Here is a 26,437-nt window from a genome sequence, read left to right as displayed (position 1 = left end):
CTACCCAATATGTCCCACGGCATGTAATAGCCAAACCAATACGAAGCTAAGCAATACACCAACCACACCAAGAATCACGCCTACTTTGGCCATCTGGTTACTTTGTACATGTCCCGTTGCGTGTGCCAGTGCGTTAGGTGGCGTGCTGATTGGCAGCGACATACCCAATGACGCAGCGAACGTGACGACGAGTATCAGCGTAATTTCGCCGCCCAGTGGTGTCAGCGACGGCATAGACGTGCCTAACGCCGCCATAATTGGCATCAATAAGTTAGCGGTTGCGGTGTGCGACATAAAGTTTGCCATCACCAAACACAAGAAAGCAGCCCCAAACAGCACCACATATGGTGAAAAAGCATCAAATGGAATGCTATGTACAACAAGTCTTGCAAGGCCCGTTTTGTCCAAAGCTAGTCCAAGCGCGATACCACCTGACACCAGCCACAACACGTCCCAAGAGATCTTCTTGAGATCTTCTTTATTGATAATGCCTGTCAGCGAGAAGATTGCGACTGGAATCAGTGCGACGGTGTACGAGTTCATTCCGTGGCTGGAACCCATCAGCCAAAGTACGATAGTCAATGTGAACGTAATGTAGACCATGATGGCTTTCGGCGTTTTAAGAAACTTACCTTTGATTGAAAGCTCAATTTTCTTTTGATCGGCACTATAAAGGGAGTTAATTAGCATCCAAGCTAACGCCATCATGACCACTACAAACGGCACACCAAACGCCATCCATTCACCAAAACTGATGTAGTTATCACCCACGAGATATTTAAGAGCAATAGCGTTGGGAGGCGTACCAATTGGCGTACCGATCCCTCCGATATTAGCCGCGACAGGGATACATAATGCAAACGCAATTCGTCCAGGATCTTTGGGACCAAAAACAGCGATAACAGGCGTTAAGATAGAGAGCATCATCGCCGTAGTGGCGGTATTCGACATAAACATGGAGAAGATGCCGGTTATTAACATCAAACCTAACATGACGAATTTTGGGTCACTGCCAAATGGCTTGAGTAACACTCGCGCTAAGTTAACATCAAGGCGATATTTTGTTGCAGCCATCGCCAGAAAGAAACCACCAAGAAAAAGCATGATGATCGGACTGGCAAAAGTTGCCATGATTTCGTTATAACTAAGTAGCTCACCAAAATGGGGCTGTCCTTCATTCAGCCTGAACAGGTAAAGCCCTTTATTCGATACCAGTAACAGCTCAAGCACAATAATCACCACAGAGGTGGCGTAGATAGGGATAGGTTCGAACACCCAACACAAGGCGGCGAGAAGGAAAATCGCGATAACGCGCTGCTGGATAATGGTCAATCCGTCGAAAGGAAATGCCGATAGTGGCAAGAGCAAAACGATTAATGGGATAGATATCGGAATGATATACTTTAAATATTTTTGCATGGTACTGCTCGTCCTGAGAAATATTATACTGTGAGCAGTATCACGCCGCTATGTGTGGAGCTACTTAGCGTAGGATCAAAGTTTTTGCATATTTATCATGAAGTTTCTTGGAGTGTGAATTGGGTAACAATTTGTTATTGTTACTCACATCAGTGATTACACTTATATAAATAACACCATAAAGGTTTAGCTGTAGGAAACCAGACAATGAATCCACTCACCATTTTAGATGGCGGTATGGGAAGAGAACTCAAGCGCATGGGCGCACCATTTTCTCAACCCTACTGGAGCGCACAAGCCTTAATAGAAGCGCCGCATTTTGTAGAACAGGCTCATCAGCAGTTTATTGATTCGGGTGCCGATATCATCACGACCAACAGCTATGCCTGTGTACCTTTCCATTTGGGTGATGTTCTCTATCATGAGCGAGGAACAGAGCTCGCAGGTTTGGCAGCGAAGCTGGCTAAAAATGCGGTATCACACAGTAACCGCGCAGTCACTATCGCAGGCTCCCTGCCTCCGGCATTTGGTTCTTACCGTCCAGACCTGTTCATGGCAGAGCGAGGGGCGCAGGTTTGGCAAGACTTAATGCAGGCTCAGGATGCGTATGTCGATATTTGGTTGGTCGAAACACTCTCCAGTATTGAGGAAGCACAGGTGGTATCTCAGGTACTTGCTGAGTCTACAAAGCCTAAATATTACGCGTACACCTTGTTAGATGATGTTAGCCAACTGGGTAAGCTGCGCTCAGGTGAAACAGTAGTCGATGCGGTGCAGTCTCTGCTAAAACACAACCCAGATGGCATCTTATTCAACTGCTCTATTCCAGAAGTTATTGAAGCAGCTTTAGCAGCAACGGCAAAGGTGTTAGAAAGTCACCACTCTTCAATTTGCTTGGGAGCATTCGCCAATAGCTTTACGCCAATTCAGTCTGGGCATAAAGCAAATGATGCAGTACAAGAGTTACGAGAAGTCTCTCCACAAGAGTATTTGCAGTTTGCCAAGAAATGGCAGCAGCACGGAGCGAATATTATTGGAGGTTGTTGCGGTATTGGGCCAGAACACATTGAAGTGTTGGCTAAGTGGAAAGCAAGCGTGAAATAACGCCAAGTCAATAATACAGATATGAAAAAGCCAGACGATGAATTATCTGGCTTTTAAGTCGGTTACTTGCGATGGCCTAATCGCACGGTTCCCTGAGTCGAAAACCAAAGCGCTTCCGAGCGGCGGCGACCTAATAAGATAGGGCCATCATCGTAAAACAGGAAGTTCTTCCAATACTTTTTAAACACCGACCATTTAGTTTCAATCACGTTGTACTTCTCATAACAGAAATACACTGTGACGTCGTCTTGCCAATCGATAAACTGATTCACGGCTTCAGGAAGCTCGTTCTCATCTGCTTCCCACGCAGCCATCCAATCAACATCATCTTGCCAATTGCTGTCTTTCATTGGCCAATCTTGTGAGCTTAGACGTTCTGCATCTGGGCTTTGGGCGCTGATATTTTCTTTCCAAAACTGCGCCGCACGCGCTTGAGTCATGGGTTTAATCTGTGGCCAATCTTGCTCAGGAACAGGCATTGATTGATGAGTAAAAATCCATTTTCTTTGGTATTCATCCAAAGTTATGTAAGACATTCAGTCTCCTAATTTCTTAACCAGCCATTTTCTGTGGCTTCTTCTATCAGCAATTTTGCTTTATCCCAAAGCACTTGTGAACCTTTTTCTATACGTTGGTTCACTTGCATCACTTGTTGTTTGCTAACATTGTTTTCGATCCAGCTTTGACCATCATTATGGTAGTTCAATAACATCGGGATAAGTCTATCTAACGCCTTAGCAAATCGGGCCTCTGCCGATTCTGCTGCCTCAAACTCGCGCCAAACCGAAAATAATGCCTCTCCTTGGTCATCGGGCAACATACCAAACAAACGCTTGGCGGCTTCAAGTTCAGTTTGCTGCTGCGTTTCATATGCGGCGGTGTCGTAAATAAAAGTATCGCCAGCATCGATTTCAACCATGTCGTGTAACAAAAGCATTTTGACGACTTTTGCAATATCGACAGGTTCGTTAGCATGCTCTTGCAACAGCAACGCCATCATGGCGACGTGCCAACTGTGCTCGGCACTATTTTCGAAACGACCATCCGCACATCGAACTCGAGTTCGGCGCAAAACGGCTTTTAACTTATCAAGTTCCATCAATAAGTTGAGTTGCTGCTCAAGTCTAGTCATTAGGATGGCTTCCAATTAGGGTTAATCAACGACGTTAACACGTGATCTTCCCATTTATCATCGATTAAAAGATAGTCTTTAGCAAAACCTTCCCGTGTGAAGCCCATCGCGTTTAATACCGCTTCACTGCGAACATTTCTAGGCATATATGATGCGGCAATACGATGCATGTTTTGCACATCGAACATATACGGTATCGCTAACTTCAACGCACGGCGCATATAGCCATGGCCTTGTGCATTTTCTGCTAAAGAGTAACCGAGGTTGCATGAGTGAAATGGAAAACGTATCAAGCTGCTAAACGAGATCGTCCCCTGCATCTGGTTCGTTTCTGCATCGAAAATTAAGCAGTAATACGCCAGCCCCAAACGGTGCAACTCTTCTAACTTCACCAATTTGGCTGCCCACGAGTCGACTTTATAAAAGTCGGCATCTCGTTTTGGTTCCCAAGGTTTGAGAAAGGTCTTGTTATCTCGAAAATACTGAGCAATCGTGTAAGCATCAGAGGGCTTAGCCGTTCTCACTAGAACATTCCCTTCGCGACGGTGCAACTGCACCGCCGAGCTAAGATCTTCCATTAATTCTTCCTGATATTGTAATCACGCAGCTTATTGGCAATGGAGGTATGTGACACATTAAGACGCTTAGCTAACTTACGACTTGATGGGAAGGACTGATAGAGTTTTTCAAGTACACGTGATTCATAGTCCTTCATGATGTCATCGAGAGAGCCATCGATGTTTAGATTGACAGAGCCGGAGTTCACACTTTCCAACTTAGGCAAATTAAAGTCTTCTAGCTCCAATGTTGACCCCGTTACCTGTGTCAACGCACGCAACACCATATTGTCTAGCTGACGCATATTGCCTGGCCATGGATAGTTGCTGAGAGACTTCACGAGTTCCTCATCAATATCAGGCTTGGCGATGCCTAGCTTATTGCTATGTTTTGCGACAAACAAATCCAATAGCGGTGCGATATCACTAGCTCTCTCGCGCAGGGGAGGAATAGTAAGCGTCAAAACATTTAATCGGTAATAGAGATCTTCTCGGAATGCACCTTGCTCTGCCAGATCCGCCAGATTATAGCGAGTCGATGCAATAATACGCACATCAACGTGTACTTCGTGCTCTTCCCCTACGCGTCTAAAGGTGCCATCTTGTAAGAAACGCAGCAATTTGATTTGTAAGTGAGGGCTCATTTCACCGATTTCATCCAATAGCACAGTACCGCCATTAGCTTGCTCGAAAATACCTTTGTGACCATGTTCATGATTAAATGAACCAGGAGCGTGACCAAACAGTTCCGTTTCTGCAACATCATCAGGCATCGATGCGCAGCTCAATACCAAAAAGGGATTAGAAGCACGATTAGAACGATTATGGCAAGCTTTCGCTAGCATTTCTTTACCGGTACCCGTTTCGCCTTCAATCAGTAGCGGTTGGTCTAACATAGCTAGCTTTTTCGCTTGACTCATCAGAGCTTTGTGACGGTTCGATACGCCAACAAAGTGCTCAAACCCTAGCGAATTGCTGTCGGCAAGTACCTCGGGCGCACTTGAGGTTGTAGTTGGGTGGATACTCATAACCGCACTGGCTAATAAAGTTTCATTCGACTCGCCAGTAATGTAAACCGGTAGGATTTCCATGGTGTAATCTAAACCATCAATAACAATGGCTTGTTTCTGTCGGGAGATCTCTCCTTCAATCCACTTGGTGAAGTTAAAGCTTGGTAATAGATGAGAGATTAACTGACCAATGGCTTCTTCTTCGCTTTTCGCAAGTAATTTCAAAGCTGCATGGTTAGCCATATCAATCGCCCCTTTAAGGTCAATTGACAATACCGGATAAGGTAAATTGGTGAGCAGTGACACGAGTTCTGTATTGTGTCGTTCGCTAGGCATAAACTGGATCTTTCGAACGTCTTTCACCCCGGAAATTCGGCGAATTTCGGCCATTAAGTCCCTAAACGTCTCGAAATCAATATCTGGACAGTTCAAGTAGATAATCCCAGATATATCGATTTCAATGCCACGCAAATCAATACTATTGGACGCAAGAATGTCCAATAGCTCGCGCGTGAGCCCCAGTCTATCTTCGCAAAAAACCTCTAAACGCACTTTGTTTTCCTATAGAAAGTGTCACGAAATGTTGACAGTAAGTGTGTATGACAAGCGGTTTCGCGTCAACAAAAACAGTATGTTGGCCCTACGATTTGACTTATTTTTGTACGTTATGCAAGCAAAGTGATAACTAGTTCGCAGTTATCGCTTGTTCAAGGTCGGGATAGACGGTAACTAACTGATCTACTTTGGTAACTTTTAACAATTGGAGAACAGGTACACTCTCAGTGATAAGGCAAATGGTGTCACATTGATGGGTTTTTCGCAGCGCCATCAGCGCTCCTAACGCACTGCTGTCCATAAACGTCACACTGGTTAAGTCCAATAACATGCACCGATTTAATGAATCATCTAAACCATCGATACATTGTCGAAAACTCGGGACAGTTTTAGCATCAAAGTGCGGCGCGTCTACTTCGATAACGGTGTGAGTTTCATTACTATAGGCAATGAACGACATCACTTTCTCCTTTTCGGATATTACTTACTCTAGATATGAATATAGTAGCATTTGCAAACTAATCCCAAATATTGCTGCAAACGTTAAGGGTGAAGGCAATCACCATCAAATCAGTAATTCTATTTATCAGATATATCAATAATTCCGCTCGGTTCTACTATGGTCTATCCGGCAAAAATAGCGCAGAATGAGCAAAAAAAAGAGTCCACTTTATGCACGTCAAATATCGCGCTGAATTTATTCTGGTCTTTACCACATTGCTTGCAGGGGCTGGATGGGTGTTTTCGAAAGAAGCCATTCAGGGTCTTCCGCCATTCGGCTTTATTGGTTTGCGGTTTATCTTTGCGTCGTTAATTTTACTTCCATTCTGTATGCGAGCGCTTAAAGCAGCCTCATTAGGAGACTGTCTTCGAGCTATGAGTGTAGGTTGTTTCTTAGGAAGTGCTATCTTTTGCTGGATTCATGCAATTTCTATCAGTGATACCTTAGGCGAAGGCGCATTCATCATGAGCCTGTCGATGCTGTTTGTCCCAATAGTCGCTTGGGTACTATTTAAAACAAAACCAATCCGTGCTTTTTGGCTGTCGCTTCCGATTGCGGCCGCAGGATTGTTTCTGTTGTCTTGGAAAGGAAGTTGGCAAACCGACCCTAGCCAGCTTTGGTTTTTGGCGTCCGCTGTTGGATTGGCGCTCCACTTTAACTTCAATAGCAAGTATTCAGCACAGTTGTCACCTATGCTGCTGACAACCTTGCAGCTGTTTTCAACTGGTTGTATAGGTATTATTCTTTCACTCAGTGTCGAAACTTGGCCTGAACATATTTCGTTGATCACTTGGAAGTGGTTTGCACTGAGCGTTTTACTTGCAACTAGCTTACGGTACTTAATGCAAACAACGGGTCAGAAACTAGCTAATCCGACAAATGCAGCACTATTGATGCTTCTAGAACCAGTGTGGACGTTAATTCTAAGTGTGCTTATCTATTCCGAGCCGATGCCCATTAACAAAGTATTCGGCTGTTTATTGTTACTTGCTTCATTAGTTTTTTATCGCCTAAGTTCGATGGTTTCGTTTCGAAAGGCCAAACGACTTAACCAATAACGGAACAGCGCCCTTACTCAAGGGCGCTGTTCGTTTAGAGCGATCAATGGTGAATCTTATAAAAGACTAGCTAACACGTTTAAGATTCACACCATTCTTTTTTGCAAGTGATGCGCCGAGATAATCGCTAAGTTGTTCGACTTGCTCCACTTCAAACTCTAAACCGAGCTTGCTTCGCCTCCAAAGAACATCGTCTACTGATACAGCCCATTCTTGCTGCACTAAGTAATCAACCTCTGCTTGATACAGGCCGTGTCCAAAATCCGTACCCAGCTCATCAACACTAGATTTACCTTCAAGGAACTGACTAATACGTGTACCGTATGCTCTGACCCATCGCTTTATAATGCCACTGTCTAGCCATGAGTACTGAGAAGCGAGCTGCTGCTCTAAATGATCACGATTAGAGAAATTACCACCAGGTAGAATTGCTTCACGAGTCCAAGCCTGTCCCATATGAGGGAAGAATGGAGCAAGTTTATCCACCGCTGCCTGACCAAGTTTGCGATACGTTGTCAGCTTGCCACCAAAAATAGATAAGAGCGGAGCATCGTCCATTTGATCATCAAGCTCGATCGTATAATCACGTGTTACTGCTTGCGGGTCGTCAGATTCATCATCACATAGAGGACGAACACCAGACCAATCAGAAATCACATCTTCAGGTGAAATTTTAGTCGTAAAATGTTGGTTAACGATATCACACAAGTAAGCAATTTCGTTATCATCAATTTTAACTTTGCTTGGGTCACCTTGATACTCTACATCTGTGGTACCTACCACTGAGTAGTTATCCATGTAAGGAATCACAAACACAATTCGTTTATCTTCGTTTTGCAGAATAAATGCATGATTACCATCGTACATCTTAGGAACCACTATATGGCTTCCTTTTACTAGACGAATACCTCTCGGCGATGGCATAGCCAATTGACTGCCGAAGAAACGGTCAACCCAAGGACCTGCGGCATTTACAAGTGCTTTGGTTTGTATTGAATTCACTTCACCTGTCAGCGTGTTCTCGATATCCACGCGCCATGCTTCACCAGAGCGTTCGGCTTTAACACATTTTGAGCGAGTGAAAATATCCGCACCTTTCTCTTCAGCTAACTTGGCATTAGTGACAACCAAACGCGCATCGTCAACGGCACAATCCGAATACTCGAAGCCTACTTTCATTTCTGGTAATAACGGACTTTGCTCGCCCTTAAACTTCACACTATGACTACCAGGCAAAGAAACACGTTTGCCCAAGTTATCATATAGGAACAACCCAGTTCTTATCATCCAGGCTGGACGCAAATGAGGTCGGTGGGGTAATTGGAAACGAAGTGGAGAAACAAGGTGCGGTGCATTTTTGAGCAAGACTTCACGCTCTGCAAGAGCTTCCGAAACTAAACGAAACTCATAATGCTCAAGATAACGTAAGCCACCATGAATGAGTTTACTACTTGCCGAAGACGTAGCCGAAGCCAAATCGTTCATTTCATAAAGTGCGACTTTCAAGCCACGCCCTGCTGCATCAGCTGCAACTGCGACGCCGTTAATGCCGCCTCCTATTACGACTAGATCATACACTTTATTGGTTACACTCATAGTTTCCTCGTCCAGCTCTTTATTCGCAAATGCGCGTTTATGTTCGTTTAGATACAATATAATCATCATAAACGAAAAGATCGAGTGTTTTTTACACCTTTCACGAAAGTTTCATTAAACCAAGATAAATCAAGGAATGAGAACTCAACCTTTGCAATACGCCGGAAAGTTCATTAACATTAATTTCATGTATATTTGACATTTCGAACACTACAGTGTGCGGAAACGAACATTTCGCGATGACAGCGAAAAAGCATAAAGAAATAACGAGAAAGATATGGAAAGTAAGAAGAAAGTCGTCGTCGCACTAGATCAAGGAACGACTAGCTCCCGAGCTATTATTTTTGATCATGACGCGAATACGATCAGTGCTGCTCAGCGCGAATTCACTCAAATTTATCCTAAGCCCGGTTGGGTAGAACATGACCCGATGGAAATCTGGGCCACACAGCGCTCTTCCCTTACTGAAGTATTAGCTCAGTCTGACATTGCTAACGAAGAAGTCGCTGCGATTGGTATCACCAACCAGCGTGAGACCACCATTGTATGGGAAAAAGAGACGGGTCATCCTGTCTACAATGCTATTGTCTGGCAGTGCCGCCGTACGGCCGATTTTTGTGAAAAGTTAAAAGCCGACGGCCATGAAGACTACATTCGTGACACGACAGGTTTAGTGGTAGATGCTTATTTTTCTGGTTCTAAGATTGCATGGATTCTCGACAATGTTGAAGGTGCACGAGAACGCGCAGAGAAAGGCGAATTACTATTCGGTACTGTGGATACTTGGTTAATCTGGAAACTGACCCACGGTAAGTCTCACGTTACAGACGTAAGTAACGCATCACGCAGTATGCTGTTCAATATCCATACCCTAAAATGGGATGAGAAACTACTCGATATCTTCAACATTCCAAAATCCATGTTACCTGAAGTTAAATCGAGCAGCGAAGTCTATGGTTACGCCCATATTGGCGGAGGGACTGAAGACATTCCTATCAGTGGTATCGCAGGAGACCAACAAGCCGCCCTATTTGGTCAGCAGTGCTTTAAGAAAGGCATGGTCAAAAACACCTATGGCACTGGCTGTTTCTTACTTATGAACACTGGCGACAAGCCCATCGCTTCGAAACACGGTTTGCTCACTACCATCGGATATAAAGTTGGCAATGAGATCACTTATGCGCTCGAAGGTAGTGTGTTCATGGGTGGCGCAACGATTCAATGGCTGCGTGATGAGCTAGGACTCATCCAAGATGCTCAAGATACTCAGTACTTTGCAGAGAAAGTCGATGACTCCAACGGCGTGTATCTTGTCCCTGCATTTGTTGGTCTAGGTGCGCCTTATTGGGACCCACACGCACGTGGCACTTTGACGGGATTAACACGCGGCACGAACCGCAACCACATTATCCGCGCAGCTCTTGAGTCCATCGCTTATCAAAGTCGGGATGTCTTACTTGCCATGGAAGAGGACTCAGGTATCAAGCTAAGCCAAATTCGCGTTGACGGCGGCGCCGTTGCTAACGATTTCCTGATGCAGTTCCAGTCCGATATTATGGGTAGCAAAGTCGTTCGTCCGGTTGTCAGAGAATCAACCGCTTTAGGTGCGGCAATGCTAGCTGGTCTCGCAGTTGGTTTTTGGCAAAACCAAGAAGAGCTTGCTGACAAGAAAGAAATCGAGCGTACCTTTAGTCCGCAAATAGAGCGAAATGAAAGAGAAGCGTTGTACGCCGGTTGGTTAGACGCGATCAAGCGAACTAAATCACACTAAGGTATAGTTCTTCATAAACTTATTAAATCCGTACTCGAACAAACGAGTGCGGTTTTTTATTAGGTGCGACGCGTAAAGCGGCTATAAATCAATCCTACTGCCAAGCCGAGCAAGGTTGAGCTAATGCCTAAAAAGCTAGCGCCCGAAAGGGTAATCAAGAAAGTCAATAATGCCGCCTCTCGGTACTCTTCCGTCATAAATGCCGAGTGTAAGCACATCAATAACGTTCCCAACAAGGCAAAACTGGCTAACATAGTGGTGATGTCAGCTGGCAGTGCGATAAAAAGAGCAACCACAGACGTCGCGAACAAACCGGCAACGAGATAAAACACACCAGCCCATATTACCGCTTTATACCGCTGATTCTTGTCGGCATCCACTGAGTCGTTCATGCAGATAGCCGCTGAAATCGCTGCCAAGTTCGCACTAAAACCACCAAAAGGAGCGAAAATCATATTTGCGACACCTGTGGTAATTAACGACGACTTCACTGGTGTCTGATAGTGATAACTTTTCATCATCGCAACACCAGGCAAGTTTTGAGAAATCATCGTGATAAGATAGAGCGGTAGCGCAAGATTGAGTAACGCGGATACATCAAAAGTTACCGGCATCCAAACAGGCTTAGCCATCGCTATTTGAAACTCGACAGCGTCATGCGGCGTAACAAACCATGCACAGATTAATGCTACCGAAAGAAGGAGCAGCATGGCATATCTGGTAGCAAAGTGCTTTGCCAACAGATACGTCAAGAACATGATGATAAACAAGATTGGTGACGTCTGAAGTGGTTCAAAGCCTTTAAGACAGAAAGGTAACAGAATGGCCGCCAACATTGCAGTGCCAAGTGATGAAGGAATTCGCTTTAAGGCTTCACTAAGGGGACCAATCAGCCCTGTCACGGTAATCATTAAACCAGAAACCACAAACGCACCTATCGCCTCACTTAACTGGTACTCCCCTGCTGACACAACTAACATCGCAGCCCCTGGTGTCGACCACGCGGTGAGGATAGGCATTTTGTAAAACCATGACAGACCTATTGAGGTTAGCCCCATCATTACGCCTAGAACCAACAGCCAGCTTTCGATTTGAATTGGGCTTGCACCAGATTGCGTCGCAGCTTGAATGATGATGACCACAGAACTGGTATAGCCAACTAATACCGCAGTGAAGCCCGCAGAGACATGACTCAAACTAAAGATTCCTTTCATGTTAGTTCCTTATTTCATCAATGGTGCTATTCTTGTGCGTGATAACGCACAAACCTAAGAGTACCACTGTGCGTTATAACGCACAATAAGAGAACCCTATGAACGACACCGTTTTTAAATCGCAAATCGCGGCGCACTTAAAGCAAATCAGAAAACACAAAGAATTGAGCTTAGACGCAACTGCCAAGCTAACTGGCGTGTCCAAAGCTATGCTGGGACAGATAGAAAGGGGGGAATCAAGCCCCACAATTTCGACACTATGGAAAATTTCTAGTGGTTTGGAGGCGTCCTTTTCTGGGTTCTTCGCAAACGACCCTGTGCTACGTGACAGCGAAATGACGTTCCCAGAAGATGAAAACATGCTGGTCAATACCCTATTTCCCTATACCAGCGACACCAACATGGAAATGTTTGAAATTACGCTAGCGCAGCACCATTGCCAACTGTCTTCACCTCACAGCGTAGGCGTCATTGAGCATATCATTGTGTTGGAAGGCAACCTCGAGGTTTTTTTTGAAGATAAGTGGCATGCCGTCGCACAGGGTGAAAGTTTACGCTTTTATAGCGATCAGCCACACGGTTATAAAGCCGTAACCGAGAGGGCGGTATTTCAGAATATTGTCTGCTATCCAAACTAGCCCGACGCATTGTGATAAGAACTGATAGTTAAATCTAGGCTATCAGTTACCCTTCGAACATTCCCTATTCTCGATAATTGCGTCTAACAATAAGGTCGTTGCCGACGCTACATGCACTCGAATTTCACTTTCGTCCATATCTTGTCGGCCAAGTAAAATACTCATTCTTGGCGCAAGTAGCATACCCGTCCACAAGTCCACTAACGTTCCAGCATTCTGCACGCCAAAGCGCGTCTCGAAGAACTGTTTCAACTGTTCATCAGATTCGTCTGAACCAAGTGCAAAGAAACGGTCAACGATCTCTGGCGCTTGTGCTTGCTCTGCAATAAGGAGTCGCAGCGTTGCAAGATGATCATTTGAAAAATGAAATCGAACAAATGCGTAGCCAAATTCTAACAATGCATGGGTTGTATCAGGCTCTTTGAGATAGTAAGAAAACTGAGCGTTGTTACTTTCACCAATGAATCGCAACGTCGCATCAAACAAGTCCATCTTTGAAGGGAAGTAACGATACAAGGTTTGTTTAGTCACTCCCGCCTTACTGGCTACCGCATCCATACTTGCCATGCTGTAACCCTCTGACAGAAAAATGCTTTGCGCACCTTCCATAATAGCGCGACGTTTCTTCTCGCGATTTTGTTCAATCTTACTCATGCCCTACTCTCAGCTCTGAAATAACAATCATACTCTAGAGTATGATCACTATTGACACAAGATAATTTAAAAATCATACTAATCAGTATGATTTTTAAATTAGAGGTTTTCATGTCCAATATCACCAGAAATTCATCCTTGCCGGTATCCAAACGCGCCAAAGGTTTCGCCCTTGCTGTCGCAGGAGCAATGCTTATGAGCCTTGACCCGATATTTATTCGTTACGCCCAAGTCAGTAGTTTCGACACCGCATTTCTGTTTGGGCTATTTAGTGCAGTGTCTATGCCACTTGTATTGAAACTGAATGACAATCGGGGAATAAAAAAAGCGGTCCAATCCAGCGGATGGCCACTATTAGTTGCAGGTTTACTTATGGTAGGCAGTGCTTCAGGCCTCATCTTTAGTGTTAAAAATACATCTATTGCCAATACCTTTATTATTCTTAGTACCACTCCAGCAATAGCCGCGATATTCAGTCGATTATGGCTTAAAGAACACATTAGCAAAGCTACCATGGTCGCGATCTTTGGTGTAATGATAGGAATCGCAACCGTCGTCTCTGGCTCTATGAGCACAGGAACTTGGTTTGGCGACCTGCTCGCCATGTTTTCAGTGATTTGCTTGTCATTCATGTTTACGTTGCTTCGCAAATACCAAAACGTCAGTCGTCTCGCTGCGGTAGGCTTAGGAGGAATGCTACTCGCGCTGGTAATGCTGCCGTTTACTGTTCCTTCCGCATATAGCATGGAAACTTGGTTAATTATGGCATTAATGGGACTAATTACTGCACCAGCAGGCCGAGTACTCTCCATGGTATCTACCCGATATATCACGGCACCAGAAGTATCTATGACACTAATGTTAGAAACAGTATTGGCCCCCATCTGGGCATTAACTTTCTTTCACGAAATACCGGCTAACGCCAGCATTGTTGGCGGAGCGATTATCCTAGCAACCATTTTCCTTTACACAAAGTTCGCGCTTAGCAATCATCAATAGGAATATTAACAATGAAGCCAACCTTAGATTCTATCGGGCATATTACTACGCCTTATCAACATATAAGCGACTGTCCCAACAACATTCAGCCAACAGATGGTCCAATGTGTACTATTCATATCAATCCGGCCTACAATGAGGGGATAAAAGGTCTATACAAAGGTGATTCTATACTAGTGCTTTATTGGTTGAACGAAGCCCAGAGATCATGCGATGTCTATGGAGATGACACCAATCACTCCAAAGGGACATTTGCGCTACGTACACCACACAGACCAAACCCTATCGGTGCTGCGATAGTTGAGATCGAAGGAATTAAAACGAATCAAATTTTCGTCCGCGGACTAGACTGTCTGAACAGTACACCACTTCTTGATATCAAACCTGCTATTTACAAAGAGCTGCCAAGTTTTAGTCATATCACTATTACATAACTAAATTTCAGAAAGTTATCTATCGTCGCGCATATCTCTAACATCCGAGACTATTATTTATTTACACAGCAATTGCTGCAATTGCAACAATTGCTGTGTAAGCTTTGTGTAATTCATACGATGACCACTCGAGGCTGACCACTATGCGACCTATCATTCCTGCTCTACACCGAACTGCAGCGATCATTGCTTTTGCTTTGATTTTGTCATTCTTCACCAGCAGCGTTTTAGTCGAACTGTTCGGAAGTGAGGAAGCTGTGACCACTGTGAAAACTGCCATTTTCTTTGCCGTATGGGTTTTGATCCCTTGTATGGCAATCGCTGGTATTACTGGTTCAAAGCTCGCGCCAAAAGCAAATAAGGGAGTACTTGGAGCAAAGAAAAAGCGGATGCCATTTATTGCAGTGAATGGCATGTTGGTGCTGCTACCTTGTGCGATCTATCTTCACACCCTTGCCTCTAAGGGCCAATTTGACCACACCTTTTATTGGATTCAAGGCGTAGAGTTCGTAGCAGGTTTTATCAACTTAACGCTTATGGGATTAAATATTCGCGATGGCCTGAGATTGAAAAATAAACGATCACCGCGTTTAAGTACCGAAAACTAATACCTGTGCGTCCATACTTTGTATTTGGTTCGATTGTCACTGGCGTTTTCATTACAAAAACGTTAACGTCGGTGCTACTTCACTGCTGTTTCTTCGCATAGCGATTACCTCATTTTCTGACATTGCAGAAATAGCAGTTTCCCTATTCATCACGGAAGTTCGAATATGACAGTCAACACCGCCTCTTTCATCGATTCAGGTTTACGGTTTACCCCTCACAACTTTATTGTTCCATTGGATTATCAGCACCCAGATAAAGGTAATATCAATGTCTTTGCACGAGAAGTAACTCTTGTCGATGACATTGCAGACAAGCCGTGGCTAGTCTACTTTCAGGGAGGTCCCGGGTTCCCTTCACCCCGTCCGAATGGCAATAATGGTTGGTTAAAACGCGCTTTACAGGATTACAAAGTACTTCTATTGGACCAAAGAGGTACCGGAAACAGCACTGTAATCAGCCATCAAACCTTGGCAAGTCAAACTCCACAGCAGCAAGCAGATTACCTCAGCCATTTTAGAGCGGACAATATTGTTCGCGATGCAGAGTCTATTCGTAAACAGTTTGGTGTTAAGCAATGGGCAATTCTCGGTCAAAGCTTTGGTGGTTTTTGTTCATTAACCTACCTCTCTTTATTTCCAGAAAGCTTATCGCGTTCATTTATCACAGGTGGTGTACCATCAATTTCGCGTCATCCAGACGACGTCTATCAAGCGACATTTAAGCGTACCAGAGAGAAAAATCAGGCATTCTTTCGTCAGTTCCCTCATGCACAAGCGCTCTGTAAGAACATTGCCAATCACCTAATGAATAATGACGTCTACTTGCCTAATGGCCAGCGTTTCACCGTTGAGCAATTTCAACAGATTGGCATTAATTTTGGTATGAGTGATACCTTCTTACCGACTTATTACAACTTAGAAAACGCTCTGGTTGAGGTCAACGGTGAGACTATTATGCGTTATGAGTTCCTTAATGAAATGTTGATGCAACAGGGTTTTCAAACTAACCCTATCTACGCCTTGCTGCACGAATCCATTTATTGCCAAGGCTTTAGCTCGAATTGGTCTGCACATCGAGTACGTCAAGAGCATAGTGAGTTCAACTACTCTGGCGAAGAAAGCGAATTCTACTTTACTGGAGAAATGGTCTTCCCTTGGATGTTTGAACAATACGAGTGCCTAAAACCACTGAAAGAAGCAGCTGAACTACTGGCAGAGAAATCAGATTGGGGCAAACTGTATGATGCCGAAACACTCGCCAATAACTCAGTTCCAGTAAGTTGCGCTGTTTATGCCGACGATATGTTCGTAGAAATGGATATCAGCCGCGAGACCCTTGCACTGATGCCTAATGCTAAAGCTTGGATTACCAATGAATACGAACACAATGGATTGCGGGCGGATGGTGAGCGCATTCTTAACAACCTGATTACCATGGGTAATCATACTTATCATTGCCAACAGGCTTGATGCTCTCGCTCACCTCAGCTGTGCACGTTGAGGTGAGCCTTTTATCTCACTTTACTGTACTTGTTCTTGCAGCCAACTCTTAAACAGTCGCGTATAAGGATTGTCAGTATGGGTGATGACAAAATATCCGGCATTCGCCGCCATCTTATCAAATGGTGCAACTAGCCTCCCTTGCGCGACTTCTTCTCCTAGCAAGGCTGTCCGAGCCAGAGCAATACCAACTCCAGCCTCGGCAGCCGACATCGCCATATCTGTACGATTGAAGAAATGCCCTTGGTTAGTGTCAAAATCCAGACTCTGTTGAGATGCCCAGTACAGCCATTCATAATCTTTAGGCGCACCTTCCCACGGCATAAGATCATGCAATAGTGTCACTTGTTCCCACGCTCTATTGCTGGTTGCCAAATCAGGGTGACGCTGCCAGTAATCATGACTCATTACCGGAATCAGTGATTCTTCTAGCAGTAATTCTGCATCGGAGCGTTTATAAGGTATCGGCCCATAATCTATCGCAACATCAAAATCGCGGCTGTCGCTATCAACGAGTGCGCCTTCAGCGAAAGTGTGTATCTGAACATCGGGATAACGGCGATAGAAGTCCTCCAATCGAGGCACTAACCACTTAAAGGCAAACGACGGGGTGAGTTTTAATCGTATCTGTTTGCGCTCAGACACCCGTGTTAGTTGAAACACCACTTCTTCAATGGACAATAGATGATGACCCGCCGCTTCTACCAGTTTGTTGCCACGTTCGGTGAGCCGAATTCCCCGAGCATGGCGTTCAAATACAGTAAAACCTAAGCGTTGTTCAATCTGATGTAGTTGCTGACTCACCGCACCGACCGTCAAATTCAACTCCTTTGCCGCACTGGTAATGCTGGTGTGGCGCGCGACAATACAAATTAGATTGATACCATGAAGTACAGCAGATTTCATACCTAGCCTTTAGTTTTACTAAAATCTATTGTCAATTTATATCGATTGTTAATTAGATGTAAACCGTTCATTGTTGCTGAAAATAAAAAATGTGAGAGTTGAATGTGAAAGTCGTCGTATTAGGAAGTGGAGTCATTGGATTAACCAGTGCATGGTATCTGTCTCAAGCTGGCTTTGAGGTGACTGTCGTCGACCGTCAATCCAGAGCTGCGGAAGAGACAAGCTTCGCCAATGCGGGACAAATTTCCTACGGCTACTCCTCTCCATGGGCTGCTCCAGGGATTCCCACAAAAGCACTCAAATGGCTTTTTGAGCAGCACGCACCGTTAAAAATAAAGCCTAGCTTAAGCCCTGAACTGATTCACTGGGCGAGCCAAATGTTGTTGAATTGCCAACTTAGTCATTACAAAACCAATAAAGCTCGCATGTTGACCATTGCTAATCGCAGTAGAGACTGTTTAGCCCAGCTTAATAGACAATACCAACTGCAATATCAAGGACGGAGGCAAGGTACACTGCAGGTCTTTCGTAAACACGAGCAACTGAATTCTGTAGAAAAAGATATGGCGTTACTCAGAGAAAGTGGTACTCAGTTTCAACTACTCGATAGACAGCAGTGCTTACAACAAGAGCCTGGACTAGAAAATATGAACGGTAAACTAGTCGGCGGCCTTTATCTACCGGATGATGAGACCGGTGACTGCTATTTGTTTTGCCAGCAACTACAAACCTTGGCGGAGCAAGCAGGTGTCAAGTTCCTATTTGATACCAATATCAATGAACTAGAGGTTGATAAGCAGTGCATCAGGGGGGTTAACACGCCACAAGGCACAATAACAGGTGATAGATTCGTCGTCGCACTAGGAAGCTACTCCAAATCTTTGTTAGCGCCTCTTGGTATTGACCTACCGATTTATCCGGTAAAAGGCTATTCATTAACACTTCCGGTGATCGATGATGAGCAAGCACCTACCTCTACCATTATGGACGAAACCTACAAAGTCGCGGTGACTCGATTTGATGAGCGCATCCGCGTCGCTGGAACAGCGGAGCTCGCAGGGTTTGATGCAACACTTCCTGACAAGAGACTTGCCACACTCAATCATGTCGTCAGCAACCTCTTTCCTAAGGGCGCAGACCTTACTCAAGCGGAATACTGGAGCGGGTTTAGACCAATGACACCAGATGGCACGCCGATTATTGGCAAGACGCCGATCAAAAACCTTTACACCAATACAGGGCACGGCACCTTAGGCTGGACGATGGCATGTGGTTCGGCGGATATTCTAACCGAGTTAATGGCTTCAGATGGTCGTCTAGAACTAGCAGAACTGAGCGTTGAGAGGTACCAGTAGAAGTACTGAAAATGTACGGCAGGTGTGTTTAACACACCTGCAAATCTACCTCATTATGTTCAAGAATATCTACTAATTCTTGAGGGGGCATCGCGTCAGTGTAAAATGCATCTACTTGAGAAATATGACCAAGGTTGACCATAGCACCTCGGTTAATTTTGGTGCTATCTGCCGCAAGTATAGTTTGCCCTGAACAAGCAATTATCGCTTGCGCAATACGAACTTCAGAAAAATCAAAATCGAGAAGACTGCCATCTTCGTGTATACCAGAGATACCGATGATGCCGTAATCGAGTCGGAACTGCTCGATGAACTCTTTCGCCGCCTCTCCGATAATACCGCCGTCTTTGTTACGAATCTGTCCACCAGCAACGATCACTGTGAAGTCATCTTTGACTCGTAATATGTTGGCAACGTTAATATTGTTAGTAACAATCTTAAGATCTTTATGCTCAAGCAGTGCCGTCGCTACCGCTTCTGTTGTCGTGCCGATGTCAATAAACAAAGAGGATGAGTTTGGTATACGCTTTACCAGTTCGTTGGCAATGCGGTTTTTTTCGTCTTGATACCGCACTTTACGTGAAGAGTAGGCTTCGTTTTCAGTACTAGAGTGAAGCGATGCGCCCCCGTGATGACGAGTGACAAGCCCTTGCTTCGCCAAATCATTTAAATCTCGGCGAATGGTTTGTGGGCTTACGCCAAACACATCCACGAACTCTTCAGTGTTCAAAAAGCCCTTTTCTGAAAGCATGGCAAGTATTTGTCTGTGGCGTTGGGTTTGCTTCAAAACATCACTCCAGTTCGAGTTCTTTTAAAATCTACTTAATAGTATAACTATCTGAAAGTTCACGGTATACCTCAAATAACGAAGTTCTAGTTTTCGCATTCAGGGCTTTCACATCTTCACAAGGCGAGACGAGATCGGGAATTTGGTAAGTATGCATAGAGGCCGCAACAGCAGCTTTGACGCCGTTGTTCGAATCTTCAAATGCTAAACATGTCTCTGATTCAACCCCAAGTCTTTGCGCCGCCAAATGATAAATCTCTGGGTCAGGCTTGCCTCTAGTCACCTCACAACCCGTTGCTAGACAGTCGAAGTACTTATCTAAGCCTGCCAATTTCAGTTTAGCTTCAGCGACATTTCGGTGAGTCGATGTCGCCACAGCGAGAGGAATATTTTTTGATTTCAAGAAATCCAGTAGTTCAATTACACCATGCTTTTTCGGAATAGCTTGATGGAACACGACCGAATCATAGCTTTTTCGCCACTCATCATTAATTACCTTGTAATCAATAATATCCTGATACGCCTCACCGAGTTTGCTATGAATGGTCTTTGAATTGCATCCAATAATAGATAAATAGCTCTGCTCTAAGAAAGGTACACCGAGCGTTTGGCATGCCTTTTCAAAAATGCCTTTACAGACATTTTCTGTATCGAGAAGCAATCCATCCATATCGAAAACTGCTGCTTTAAAGTTCATGAACTACCTTACTTACCTTCAAAAAACGCCGAGTATAGCAGATTCCCGACTAAGAAAGGTCGAGCAGCCCTTTAATAGCTTATCCTTTTATTTTCCACCTAATGACGCTTTGTAAGCTTGAAGGATAGCGCTCATCTTCTCAAAGTCATAATGTCCGAGCGCCACTTTTAAATCATTAATTACTTCCTCCGCGAGTCCGGCTTGAGACAAATAATCAACATCGCTCAATAACTCTGATACTTGCATATCAAAGTCCTCTGACAGAGCAATCAACTCATTAATTCGCTGCAGTTGCGGTTCGCTAAATGGAATCTCGAACTCTTGGGGTTCAGGGACACTCATTGATAAAGTGCTTTGGGTTAAGCTCTCAACTGTACGTTCAAGTTGAGTGTTGAGCATTGTAACTTCTTGTTCAACCGAACCGCCTTGCTTTAGCTGCCTTTCTATTTGGTCACAAATTTCAGCAATATCAGCCAACCCCAAGTTGCCAGCAGCACCTTTTAAAGTATGAACCTCAAACATTGTAGCTTCGCTGGTCTGTTCTTCTGAAGTACCTATTCTCACTCCGGAGTATTGTTCGATAAATCGTTGAATGAGTTTTTGATGCAGTGCCTCATTACCACCAGCTAAGCGCAGGCCTATTTCAGATCCAGCCAGTCTTTCAATATCGAGATGATCAACTGAAGACTGTTTGCTTGGCTGAATCCATTTGGCCATCACTTGGAACATTTCTTCAAGAATAATCGGCTTACCAATCACATCATTCATTCCACAGGCCAACGCCTTTTCTTTATCATCGACCATCACACTAGCTGTCATAGCTATTACAGGAAGCTCAACTAGACCAAGTTCTTTTCGAATATTCCTCGTGGCTTCATAACCGTCCATGATGGGCATTTGACAGTCCATCAGTACTCCATCATAGATTTCCGATTGCAAGGAGGTCACGGCCTCTTGTCCGTTTTCCACCACATCAACGGAAAGTCCTTTCGATTGCAGTAACTCTCTTGCTACCTCCTGATTGATCGTATTATCTTCTACCAATAGAACTTTAGCGCCTTGTAATGATGCTAGTGCTCGCTTTAGTTCTTCGCTATGGCTTCGATAATGGCCTACACGTGGCGACTCATTCAATGCAGCTGCAATCAAAGCATCGTGCAATGTAGAAGCAGTAAACGGCTTTTCCAAAACACTGGCGACTTGAATATCAGTCTCTTCTAACGCTTCAATGATATCTTGTCGAGAATCAGAGCACAGAATGATCAGCTTTGCGGTTAAGACTTGGGGCGCACGTTCTCGCATGGACAAGATCGTTTCTATGTTATCGGACACTTCATTTCGCCATCCATAAAGAACAACATTGGGAATAGTTTTCCCCTGATTAAGCGCTGACTCAAGTTGCTCTAAGTCGCGATAGCTGTCCACCTTGCATTGGATTCTTTCCAGCTGACTTAGCACCACTTGTTCTGATTCTTTCGAGCTATCTATCAGTGCTAATTTCTGACTCTGCAACTGAGCTGGATAAAACACCGTTGCGTTACTCTCTGAAACACCTAGCACCAGTGAAAAGCTAAAGCGAGCACCTTCGCCTAACCGACTCTCAACACTGACTTTACCTCCCATCAGCTCAACTAGATTTTTGGTAATGGAAAGACCCAACCCCGTCCCACCATATTTGCGAGTCGTGGATGAGTCTGCTTGAGAAAATGACTGGAACAGTGAGTCTATCTGCTCGCGAGTCATTCCAATGCCCGTATCTTTAACCGCGAAATTAATTTTGCACTCTCGCTCCCTCATCATCGCAGTTGATACCTTAACGCGTACTTCACCTGTCTCAGTAAATTTCACAGCATTGGAAGTCAAGTTCGTTAACACTTGTTTAATTCGCAATGGGTCGCCGATGAGTTGGTCGGGCACATCCGAAGCGACATCAATAATAAGTGATAGCTTTTTCTGTTTAGCACTGTCATCAATCAGGCTAATCACCTCCTCCAACACACTGTCTAAAGAGAAATTAATTGATTCAATTTCCACTTTTCCTGCTTCGATCTTCGAGAAATCAAGAATATCATTAATGATACCTAACAAGGCTTGAGCGGAGCTATTAACCTTGCTGATGTAATGACGCTGTTTGTTATCAAGTTTGGTCTCTAAAGCAAGGTGACTCATACCAATAATGGCATTCATCGGTGTGCGAATCTCATGACTCATATTGGCCAAGAAGTCGGATTTTGCCTGGCTTGCATTTTGAGTTTGGATATTACTTTCTTCCAACTCTTCGGTGACGATATGAAGCTCACGCTGTGATTTTCGAATCAGATAAGCAAGAAGAAGAATGGCCAAAGCAAACAAAATGCCGCCATAGGTTGTCATATTGGCAAGGCCCCTAGCTTCAGACATCTCATTAAATCGGCGATTTCTTATATCCAGAATGGCACCGTCGATATCAATAGCGGAATCCACCATCTGCTGTGCGATAGTACCTATATGACTCGACACTATTCGCAATTCTCCAAATCGCTCAAGGTAATTTTTAATTGCCGGTTCAAGTTCCTCAAACAGCACTTTTTCATCTAACTCTATTAATGAACCACGCAGTATGGAGGTGGTTTGCAGTCCCCTTTCTAAAACCATCACCACATTTTGAGCATGAATGGTTTTTGCTTCGGAAGACAAGGCCAGCGAAAAATCTCTATCGGTTTGCCTAGCACTGTCTAATTCTTGTATTAATTCAGTCACACTCTTCGATAGGTCCAGTCGTCGAGCCATCAAATTTTGAATGGCCGCTACTTTTGACTGAGCTCGCTCAAACACCAAGGTCTCGTTATTCCGTAGGTCCAACGCAGATTGTGCTAGGTCGAACGCAACACGACTTAAATCTGCCAAAGCGGGGTCATCTAGTCGAATTCCTTTCTTAACCTTATCACTTCGAAACACAGTCAAATTCTCATAATAAGCGCGTTCTAGTTGCTCCAACTCAACCAATAACTCCCGACTACGAGTGTCTTTGATTCGATCTTCCAAAAAATCCAAATAGCGCGATATTTTCTTCAATTCTCCTTTGCTAAGGTGATATTCCTTTAAATTTCCTGATACCAGAAAATCCTTCGCATGGTTGCGTGCTGACTCAACAGCAACGGAGAGCTGGAAAGAGGCCGTTGAGTTACGGGAAATATCACTCATTGACTGGCGCAAGCTATCCACCAAGCGTTTATCTTTCTCAATATATTTTATCTGTAAGCTATGAAGAGCATCGGCGATAGAACTCGCTCGTTGAGCCGCCTCAACCATCTGTTCTCTTTTTTCGACTGACTCCCAAGACAACGCCACGTATCTTTGAAAATCTGCTCGATATTGAGTAATTTGACTGACTAGTTCTTTGGTCCCTGAACTATCTTCATGCCTTTCTAAATGAAACGTTTCGGACAGTTTCAGTGCTTCTGTCATATGAGAAAGCGCGACTTCCGACTCTCTCTCCGATAAGTCTCGGGTAAAGGAAAGCTCATGCAGTCTTGCTCTATCTAATGTAAGAAGCAGCTGCCCCGCACCTTCATACCGATCGACAGAACGAAACAGCTTGTCTAGGCTGAACCACGCTGCTAAGCCGACACTGAGGAGCAGTACCAACACCACGAGAAAGCCAGCTGCAATTTTGTTTGAAGTTACGATGGAATGTTTAACGCTTTCAGAATTCATGTTTGTTGGTTACATCCTGTAATAGTGACTAGCGAAATTAATCAGCAAATGCACGTTTGATTTGTTCTATCTCAGGCTCCATACCAACAAAAGCCGCAACTAAGTCTGGCTGAAAATGAGAACCTGATTCTTTGCGCAGGTATTCGAAGGCATCCTCAGTCTTCCATGCTTGTTTGTAAGGGCGCTCGCTAGTTAACGCATCAAACACGTCAGCTATAGCAACGATTCTGGCGCTAAGAGGAATATCCTCTCCAGAAAGTCCTGACGGATAACCGCTACCATCCCATTTTTCATGATGACATTGAGCTATCTCTTTCGCTAAATCCAACAATGGTGACCGGTATGGACCCAGAATTGCGACACCATATTCCACATGCCGCTGCATCTCTTTCCATTCATGTTCGTCTAGTTTTTCAGGCTTCAACAACACATCATCAGCAATACCAATTTTGCCAATATCGTGCATAGGCGCCGCTTCAAACAATAACTCGACCCATTTAGGATCAGCGCCAATGTGCGTCGCTAACATTCGGCTGTAATGACTCATTCGTACAACGTGCATTCCGGTTTCGTTATCTTTAAATTCCGCCGCTCTTCCCAAACAGCTAATAATTTCTCTTTGAGTATCTTTGATGACTTGGGTGCGTTTCTGAACTAGCTTCTCAAGCTGTCGTTTTTGATGATGAAGTGATAAATGTGTTGCAACACGTGCTCTCACGATAGGAGGACTAACGGGTTTGATAATGTAATCCACAGCACCAAGCTCAAACCCTTTTGTTTCATCAGAAACTTCACCTTTTGCCGTCACAAATATCACCGGAATATCACTGGTTAAAGGATTTGCTTTGAGCTGCTCGCACACTTGATAGCCATCCATTTCTGGCATCATTACATCAAGCAAAACAATGTCTGGCCTGGGGACTTTTTGCGCAATTTTCAGGGCGATTCTGCCGCTAATCGCAACCTTTACTTTATAGGAATCTGTTAGAATCCCGTTCAGTACATCTAGGTTTTCTGGTGTGTCATCGACGACCAACACCGTAAACGGCTCTGTACTTTGCTCTACCTTACTCATTTCAGTCCAACCACTGTTATTATTATCAATAAAGTATTGTTTAGTTTGGATATATTGCAAATCTGAGTAGCATCAAATTCTGTAAATAGATGTCTTGAATTCCTGAAATCGCTTACAATCGTGTGAATTCATTTATCTGGTATGTTGTACATGGAAGTATTAAGAACCATCTTGGTAGGACTTATCGGGTCACTTCTTGGCGGTGTGTTACCGATACCGCTCGGTGAGCTATTTTCCGCGGCTCTCTTTGTTGTAATGTATCTGCGCTTAACCAAAACAGACGTAAGATTACCCAGTGCGATCCTCACTACGATTCAGATTATTCTTGGCCTGAGTATTGGTATCACTGTGCATACAAGTGAACTTATTGACTCTTTTTCACTGCCTTTATTTATGGGCTTGATTCTATGCATGTTGTCACAAACCACCGTGAATTTTTTCTGGCTCTATAAGCAAGAAAAATGGACGCCTTTTGAGTCCTTACTTGGCGCTATTCCCGGCGCAATGGCAGCAATTCTGGTAATCAGTGAAGAACAAGAAAAACCATCTCCCAAAATCATCTTTTCGCATTCAATCCGCTTACTTCTGCTAGTTGTCTTGGCGGGAATTGTTGCAACAACCGGGGAAGGAACGTCTCAGCTCAGCCAAACGGTTTCATTAGCACAAATCCCTTATCTTATTCTGCTTACTGTGCTGAGTTTTGTGTTTGGTAAGATCGTTGGAAAGATCGGTATCCCAGCCCCTTACCTGTTAACCAGTCTGATTGTTGCTGCGATGTTTAACGCTCAATTTTCGTCACTTCATTTGGTAGTACCTGAGCTATTTATTATGTTTGCAACAGCAATTCTAGGCGTGCTAATTGGCACCCGTTTGGCTCCTACATCATTAAAAGACGCCGTTGAATATTCTAGAGCTGGATTTATTGTAACTGCGCTGGGCGTCACCGTAACCGTAGTCTACGCCCTGATATTTAGTTACTTGACCAGCACAGATTGGGAAGTGTTATTGCTTGCTTGGGTACCTGGTAGCGTTGAAGCGATGACCGCAGTAGCTCTATTATTGGGTTTGGAACCCGCATTTGTTGCGATAAATCATGTGATGCGATTAATGATGTTGTATATGATGCCTGTGGTATTAAAATCGCCACTGCAAAGACTAAGTAGGATGTAA

The 26,437-nt window shown here is 44.2% G+C and carries 24 protein-coding genes; 10 read left to right on the top strand and 14 right to left on the bottom strand.

The window, feature by feature from the left end; translation table 11 throughout:
* Positions 1 to 1,419 carry an SLC13 family permease gene (locus MMA19_RS16400; protein WP_240206693.1) on the bottom strand — a complete coding sequence of 473 codons (1,419 nt, stop codon included), beginning with the start codon at positions 1,417 to 1,419 and terminating at the stop codon, positions 1 to 3.
* 207 nt (positions 1,420 to 1,626) lie between these two features.
* Here MMA19_RS16400 and MMA19_RS16395 point away from each other — a divergent pair, with 207 nt between their 5' ends.
* Positions 1,627 to 2,523 carry a homocysteine S-methyltransferase family protein gene (locus MMA19_RS16395; protein WP_038228272.1) on the top strand — a complete coding sequence of 299 codons (897 nt, stop codon included), beginning with the start codon at positions 1,627 to 1,629 and terminating at the stop codon, positions 2,521 to 2,523.
* Between the two features lie 62 nt (positions 2,524 to 2,585).
* On the opposite strand, the gene MMA19_RS16390 is transcribed toward MMA19_RS16395, so the two are convergent.
* From MMA19_RS16390 to MMA19_RS16370, 5 genes are all read right to left on the bottom strand, one after another.
* Positions 2,586 to 3,059: a DUF2947 domain-containing protein gene (locus MMA19_RS16390; RefSeq protein ID WP_171391589.1), complete on the bottom strand. Its 474-nt coding sequence runs from the start codon at positions 3,057 to 3,059 to the stop codon at positions 2,586 to 2,588.
* A gap of 8 nt (positions 3,060 to 3,067) precedes the next feature.
* Positions 3,068 to 3,655, bottom strand: coding sequence for an HD domain-containing protein (locus MMA19_RS16385; protein WP_240206692.1), 588 nt, complete (start codon positions 3,653 to 3,655; stop codon positions 3,068 to 3,070).
* Positions 3,655 to 4,233, bottom strand: coding sequence for a ribosomal protein S5-alanine N-acetyltransferase (rimJ, locus tag MMA19_RS16380; protein WP_006072288.1), 579 nt, complete (start codon positions 4,231 to 4,233; stop codon positions 3,655 to 3,657). Before rimJ ends, MMA19_RS16385 begins: the two co-directional genes overlap by 1 nt.
* The gene (tyrR, locus tag MMA19_RS16375; protein ID WP_038228270.1) at positions 4,233 to 5,774 is read right to left on the bottom strand and encodes a transcriptional regulator TyrR; all 1,542 of its coding nucleotides are present in this window, start codon (positions 5,772 to 5,774) and stop codon (positions 4,233 to 4,235) included. Before tyrR ends, rimJ begins: the two co-directional genes overlap by 1 nt.
* A gap of 133 nt (positions 5,775 to 5,907) precedes the next feature.
* Positions 5,908 to 6,237 (bottom strand): STAS domain-containing protein, encoded by a 330-nt coding sequence (locus tag MMA19_RS16370; RefSeq protein WP_006072285.1) that lies wholly within the window; start codon positions 6,235 to 6,237, stop codon positions 5,908 to 5,910.
* Between the two features lie 212 nt (positions 6,238 to 6,449).
* Here MMA19_RS16370 and MMA19_RS16365 point away from each other — a divergent pair, with 212 nt between their 5' ends.
* Positions 6,450 to 7,337 carry a DMT family transporter gene (locus tag MMA19_RS16365; RefSeq protein WP_006072283.1) on the top strand — a complete coding sequence of 296 codons (888 nt, stop codon included), beginning with the start codon at positions 6,450 to 6,452 and terminating at the stop codon, positions 7,335 to 7,337.
* A gap of 66 nt (positions 7,338 to 7,403) precedes the next feature.
* Here the strand turns inward: MMA19_RS16365 and glpD are convergent, their stop codons facing one another.
* Positions 7,404 to 8,933 (bottom strand): glycerol-3-phosphate dehydrogenase, encoded by a 1,530-nt coding sequence (glpD, locus tag MMA19_RS16360; RefSeq protein ID WP_171388694.1) that lies wholly within the window; start codon positions 8,931 to 8,933, stop codon positions 7,404 to 7,406.
* A 277-nt stretch (positions 8,934 to 9,210) separates the two neighbouring features.
* Between glpD and glpK the strand changes: the two genes are divergently transcribed.
* Entirely contained in the window at positions 9,211 to 10,704 is a 1,494-nt protein-coding gene (gene glpK, locus MMA19_RS16355; protein WP_171388695.1) for a glycerol kinase GlpK, read from the top strand.
* A 59-nt stretch (positions 10,705 to 10,763) separates the two neighbouring features.
* Here glpK and MMA19_RS16350 read toward each other — a convergent pair whose 3' ends face one another.
* Positions 10,764 to 11,918 (bottom strand): benzoate/H(+) symporter BenE family transporter, encoded by a 1,155-nt coding sequence (locus tag MMA19_RS16350; protein ID WP_240206691.1) that lies wholly within the window; start codon positions 11,916 to 11,918, stop codon positions 10,764 to 10,766.
* 98 nt (positions 11,919 to 12,016) lie between these two features.
* Here MMA19_RS16350 and MMA19_RS16345 point away from each other — a divergent pair, with 98 nt between their 5' ends.
* Positions 12,017 to 12,556 (top strand): XRE family transcriptional regulator, encoded by a 540-nt coding sequence (locus tag MMA19_RS16345; protein ID WP_240206690.1) that lies wholly within the window; start codon positions 12,017 to 12,019, stop codon positions 12,554 to 12,556.
* Positions 12,557 to 12,598: 42 nt separating this feature from the next.
* Here the strand turns inward: MMA19_RS16345 and MMA19_RS16340 are convergent, their stop codons facing one another.
* A complete protein-coding gene (locus MMA19_RS16340) occupies positions 12,599 to 13,210 on the bottom strand; it encodes a TetR/AcrR family transcriptional regulator (protein ID WP_124940999.1) in 612 nt (203 codons plus the stop codon).
* Positions 13,211 to 13,321: 111 nt separating this feature from the next.
* Here MMA19_RS16340 and MMA19_RS16335 point away from each other — a divergent pair, with 111 nt between their 5' ends.
* The 4 genes from MMA19_RS16335 (at position 13,322) to MMA19_RS16320 (ending at position 16,721) form a co-directional block, all read left to right on the top strand.
* Complete coding sequence (locus MMA19_RS16335) at positions 13,322 to 14,209, top strand: DMT family transporter (RefSeq protein WP_171388698.1); 888 nt, start codon at positions 13,322 to 13,324, stop codon at positions 14,207 to 14,209.
* A gap of 11 nt (positions 14,210 to 14,220) precedes the next feature.
* Entirely contained in the window at positions 14,221 to 14,643 is a 423-nt protein-coding gene (tsaA, locus tag MMA19_RS16330; protein ID WP_240206689.1) for a tRNA (N6-threonylcarbamoyladenosine(37)-N6)-methyltransferase TrmO, read from the top strand.
* A 143-nt stretch (positions 14,644 to 14,786) separates the two neighbouring features.
* Entirely contained in the window at positions 14,787 to 15,251 is a 465-nt protein-coding gene (locus MMA19_RS16325) for a hypothetical protein (RefSeq protein WP_240206688.1), read from the top strand.
* Positions 15,252 to 15,416: 165 nt separating this feature from the next.
* Positions 15,417 to 16,721, top strand: coding sequence for an alpha/beta fold hydrolase (locus tag MMA19_RS16320; protein WP_240206687.1), 1,305 nt, complete (start codon positions 15,417 to 15,419; stop codon positions 16,719 to 16,721).
* A gap of 51 nt (positions 16,722 to 16,772) precedes the next feature.
* Here MMA19_RS16320 and MMA19_RS16315 read toward each other — a convergent pair whose 3' ends face one another.
* Positions 16,773 to 17,657, bottom strand: coding sequence for a LysR substrate-binding domain-containing protein (locus tag MMA19_RS16315; RefSeq protein WP_240206686.1), 885 nt, complete (start codon positions 17,655 to 17,657; stop codon positions 16,773 to 16,775).
* A gap of 104 nt (positions 17,658 to 17,761) precedes the next feature.
* Between MMA19_RS16315 and MMA19_RS16310 the strand changes: the two genes are divergently transcribed.
* A complete protein-coding gene (locus MMA19_RS16310; RefSeq protein ID WP_006072265.1) occupies positions 17,762 to 19,012 on the top strand; it encodes a D-amino acid dehydrogenase in 1,251 nt (416 codons plus the stop codon).
* A gap of 28 nt (positions 19,013 to 19,040) precedes the next feature.
* On the opposite strand, the gene MMA19_RS16305 is transcribed toward MMA19_RS16310, so the two are convergent.
* The 4 genes from MMA19_RS16305 to MMA19_RS16290 form a co-directional block, all read right to left on the bottom strand.
* Entirely contained in the window at positions 19,041 to 19,799 is a 759-nt protein-coding gene (locus MMA19_RS16305) for a DeoR/GlpR family transcriptional regulator (protein ID WP_038222536.1), read from the bottom strand.
* Positions 19,800 to 19,830: 31 nt separating this feature from the next.
* On the bottom strand, positions 19,831 to 20,496 hold the full coding sequence (locus tag MMA19_RS16300) for an HAD family phosphatase (RefSeq protein ID WP_006072262.1): 666 nt from the start codon (positions 20,494 to 20,496) through the stop codon (positions 19,831 to 19,833).
* 87 nt (positions 20,497 to 20,583) lie between these two features.
* On the bottom strand, positions 20,584 to 24,192 hold the full coding sequence (locus tag MMA19_RS16295) for an ATP-binding protein (RefSeq protein ID WP_240206685.1): 3,609 nt from the start codon (positions 24,190 to 24,192) through the stop codon (positions 20,584 to 20,586).
* Positions 24,193 to 24,229: 37 nt separating this feature from the next.
* The gene (locus tag MMA19_RS16290) at positions 24,230 to 25,267 is read right to left on the bottom strand and encodes a two-component system response regulator (protein WP_031494127.1); all 1,038 of its coding nucleotides are present in this window, start codon (positions 25,265 to 25,267) and stop codon (positions 24,230 to 24,232) included.
* 150 nt (positions 25,268 to 25,417) lie between these two features.
* On the opposite strand from MMA19_RS16290, the gene MMA19_RS16285 reads away from it, so the two are divergent.
* Entirely contained in the window at positions 25,418 to 26,437 is a 1,020-nt protein-coding gene (locus MMA19_RS16285) for an AbrB family transcriptional regulator (protein ID WP_239941163.1), read from the top strand.

The organism is Vibrio sp. CyArs1, assembly GCF_022432925.1.
Taxonomy (GTDB): Bacteria; Pseudomonadota; Gammaproteobacteria; order Enterobacterales; family Vibrionaceae; genus Vibrio; species Vibrio mediterranei.
The sequence above is the reverse complement of the archived record's forward strand: the minus strand, read 5'-3'. Positions and strand labels throughout refer to the sequence as shown.